Genomic DNA, 3,810 nt, shown 5'->3' with positions numbered 1-3,810 from the left:
ACTAGGTTATTCGTCGGCAGCGTCGAATGTGTTTAAGTGTCTGGGCCCGACCTCGTCCGCCCCCGCCGCGCCGCCGACTCGTCGTTCGGCGTGTGCGGCACCAACTCGCATGTCACCCTCGAACAGGCCCAGGACGACGCGGAAGCGGCCGGGAAAGGGACGCGGACGCCGGACGGGGCGGGTCCGCGTCGTCCGGGGCCTGTTCGAGGATGACATGGGCGTTGGTGCCGCTCACGCCGAACGACGAGACGGCGGCGCGGCGGGGGCGGCCGAGGTCGGGCCAGTCGCACGGTTCGGTGAGCAGTTCGACGGCGCCGGTGGTCCAGTCCACCTCGGGTGAGGGCCGGTCGACGTGGAGGGTGCGGGGCAGTCGCCCGTGGCGTATCGCCATCACCATCTTGATGACACCGGCGGCCCCGGCGGCCGCCTGGGCGTGCGCCAGGTTGGACTTCACCGAGCCGAGCCGGAGCGCCTGCCCCGCGGGCCGCTCCGCGCCGTACGTGGCCAGCAGCGCCTGCGCCTCGACGGGGTCGCCGAGCCGGGTGCCGGTGCCGTGCCCCTCGACGACGTCGACATCGGCGGCGGTCAGCCGGGCGTTCGCCAGCGCCTGCCGGATCACACGTTGCTGGGAGGGGCCGTTGGGGGCGGTCAGTCCGTTGGAGGCCCCGTCCTGGTTGACGGCGGTGCCCCGGATCACGGCGAGCACCTGGTGGCCGTTGCGCCGGGCGTCCGACAGGCGCTCCACGAGCAGCATGGCCGCGCCCTCGCCCCAAGCGGTGCCGTCCGCCGCCTCCGCGTAGGAGCGGCAGCGGCCGTAGGGGGCCACGTTGCCCTGCCGGGTGCTCTCCACGAAGGTGCTGGGGCTCGACATGACGGTGGCGCCGCCGGCCAGGGCGAGGTCGCACTCGCCGGCCCGTAGCGCCTGTGCGGCCAGGTGCAGGGTGACCAGGGAGGAGGAGCAGGCCGTGTCGACGGTGACGGCGGGCCCTTCGAGGCCGAGGGTGTAGGCGACGCGGCCGGAGAGGACACTGCCGGCGACCCCGGTGCTCAACAGGCCCTGGACCTCGTCGGGCAGGGTGGAGAGTTCGCCGCCGTAGTCGTGGTACATGATGCCGGCGTAGACGCCGGTGCGGGTGCCGGCGAGCGTGGCGGGCACGATCCGGGCGTGCTCCAGCGTTTCCCAGGACACCTCCAGCAGCAACCGCTGCTGCGGGTCCATCGCGAGGGCCTCGCGCGGTGAGATCCCGAAGAAGCCGGCGTCGAACTCGCCCGCGTCGTACAGGAAGGCGCCTTCCCGGGCACGACTGGTGCCCAGCCGGTCGTCGCCCTCGGCGAACAGGGCGTCGAAGTCCCACCCCCGGTCGCCGGGCATGGCCCCTACGGCGTCACGGCCCTCGTCCACCAGCCGCCACAGGTCGTCGGGGCCGGTGACGCCGCCGGGGAAGCGGCAACCGATGCCGACGACGGCGATGGGTTCGCTGTCGGCGTCCTCCAGCTGCTTGAGCCGTCTGTGCGCCTTGCGGAGATCGCCCGTCATGGTGCGGATGTACTCGACGAGCCGTGCTTCGTCCGTCACTGGAACCCCCTGGGGTCGGAGCCGTGCGGATGTTCACCAGGGAGCGGGCAGCGGCAGCCGCAGGACGGCGGGCCGAGCGGTCCTGGGTACTTCTAGATTCAAGTAGAGACGATCACGGGCACCTCGCGACACCCCTGACCTAGGCCCCGGAGGTTAGGGGTGGGGTCAGGGGGCTCACAGGAGCCGTCCGGTCAGTGTGAGCTGTTAGCGTCCGAAGACCGCCAGCCCCGACCCCCCGGAGCCACCAGGTGACCGTGCAGAGCGAGAGCAGGGATCTGTGGATCCGCCGCTACCACCCCGCCCCGGACAGCGCGGTGCGGCTGCTGTGCCTGCCGCACGCCGGAGGATCGGCGAGCTTCTACTTCCCCGTCTCCCAGGCCCTCGCGCCCCGTATCGAGGTGCTCGCGGTGCAGTACCCGGGACGTCAGGACCGGCGCCTGGAACCCTGCGTGGAGACCATCCCCGAACTCGCCGACCGGCTCCTGCCGTTGGTCGTCGAGGAGGCGGACCGTCCCCTCGCCCTCTTCGGCCACAGCATGGGCGCGTCGCTCGCCTTCGAACTCGCCGGGCTCCTGGAGCGGCGGGCCGGTGTCGTTCCGTCGATGCTCTTCGCCTCCGGCCGGCGCGCGCCCTCCCGCTTCCGCGCCGAGGAGGACATCCACCGGCGGGGCGACGAAGCCCTGCTCACCGAGATCAGACGGCTCGCCGGCACCGACAGCCGCGTCCTCGGCGACGACGAGGTGCTCCGCATGATCCTCCCGGCCCTCCGCAACGACTACCGCGCCGCCGAGCTGTACCGTCCGGCCCGCGTCCACCAAGTGGCCTGCCCCGTCACCGCGTTGGTCGGTACGGAGGACCCGAAGGCCCCGCTGGACGACGTCCACGCCTGGCGGGACCACACCACGGGCCCGTTCACCACCCACACCTATCCCGGCGGCCACTTCTACCTGATCGACCAGGCCCCCCGGGTGATCGACCTGATCACCGAGCTCCTGACCGCCGTACGACCGGCCGCCCCGGCCCCTCCCCCTCGACGGTGAGCGTCGGCACGACGGTACGGCGCCCTCGGACCAGCCGGTGCCGTCGGGCGTCGCCACGCGTCTCAGAGGCGCGGCTTCCGCCAGGTCCTGATCTCGGTCGCCGGAAGCCGTTCCGCGAAGCGGCCGTCGGGGGCCTCCCGTTCCAGGAGCGCACGCAGATCCCGCTCGAACTCCCGCAGCCGGTCGCCGAACAGGTGCGGGGCGGAGAAGGAGTGGGAGAACACCCACGCGACGAGGTCGTCCACGGTGCGGGTGACCACGTGCCCGGCGGGCACGACATGCCGTGCGTAGCCCTCGAAGCCGGCGCGCGTGATGACGAGGTCCTCACCGCCGGGCGTGCCGTGGACCAACTGCCCCTGGCCCGCACGCCGTACCGGTCCCAGAAAGCGGCGTACCAGGTCACCGATCCGCTCGTACGGCGGCGCGGGTGACGGCAGCGGTGTCGGGTCGGGCGGCGGGTCCTTGCGGTCGCTGATGTGGACGAACGCGCCGCCCGGCTCCAGCATCCCCCGCACGGCGGCCGCGACCCGGTCACGGTCCGTCCAGTGGAAGGACTGGGCGAACACCACGACCCTGAACTCCCCCAGCCCGGCGGGCAGGTCCTCGGCGCGGGCGGCCACCCAGCGGACGTTGGTCACCCCCAGGCGCGCGGCCCGCCGCTCGCCCTCCGCCAGCATGTCGTCGTCGGGATCGACGCCGACGGCCTCCGTGAAGTAGGGCGCCATCGGCAGCAGCACGATCCCGGGTCCACAGCCGACGTCGAGGAGACGGCCCCCGCCGTCCAGGCCGAGGGACCCGGCGAGGGTCTCGGCGAAACCGGTGGCGTACGGGAGCCGGCCCCGCTCGTAGTACGCCGCGCTGCCCTGGAAGAGCGTGGGGTCCCACTGCCATCCGTCCGGCACGCCGCCTCCCGTTCCTCTCCGCTCACCGACCGCGTGTGCGGGAGCGGGGCGCTCCCGTCGGTCGAGTCGACCTCCTCAACGTACTCCTCCGGCGGGCGGGCGCCACGGCGTTGGCCCACCGGGTCAGGGCCCCGAGCCGCCTCGGCCCGGGGCGCGCGTCAGCGCCGTCATGGTCAGCGGTACGGCGGTCGGGGCGGCCGCCGCCGTGCGACCAGGGGGAGGGAGGAGTCCTAGGCCCCGAAGCCCAGCAGCGCGACCTCCAGTGGGAGGGCGCGCTGCTGGGCTTCGGGGC

2 protein-coding genes and 1 pseudogene are annotated in these 3,810 nt (G+C 73.3%); 1 reads left to right on the top strand and 2 read right to left on the bottom strand.

The genetic code is table 11. From position 1 onward, the window contains the following. Window positions 1-145: 145 nt before the first annotated feature. Window positions 146-1,576, bottom strand: a pseudogene (locus P1P70_RS41855) (type I polyketide synthase); the annotation flags it as partial. A gap of 248 nt (window positions 1,577-1,824) precedes the next feature. Between P1P70_RS41855 and P1P70_RS41850 the strand changes: the two are divergent. Further along, window positions 1,825-2,616 (top strand): thioesterase II family protein, encoded by a 792-nt coding sequence (locus tag P1P70_RS41850; protein ID WP_319247321.1) that lies wholly within the window; start codon window positions 1,825-1,827, stop codon window positions 2,614-2,616. A gap of 62 nt (window positions 2,617-2,678) precedes the next feature. On the opposite strand, the gene P1P70_RS41845 is transcribed toward P1P70_RS41850, so the two are convergent. Further along, on the bottom strand, window positions 2,679-3,518 hold the full coding sequence (locus P1P70_RS41845) for a class I SAM-dependent methyltransferase (protein WP_319247320.1): 840 nt from the start codon (window positions 3,516-3,518) through the stop codon (window positions 2,679-2,681). Window positions 3,519-3,810: the final 292 nt, after the last annotated feature.

It is taken from the genome of Streptomyces sp. MB09-02B, from assembly GCF_033794485.1.
GTDB lineage: Bacteria > Actinomycetota > Actinomycetes > Streptomycetales > Streptomycetaceae > Streptomyces.
Note: the sequence above shows the minus strand (reverse complement) of the source record. Positions and strands in the feature narration are given on the sequence as shown.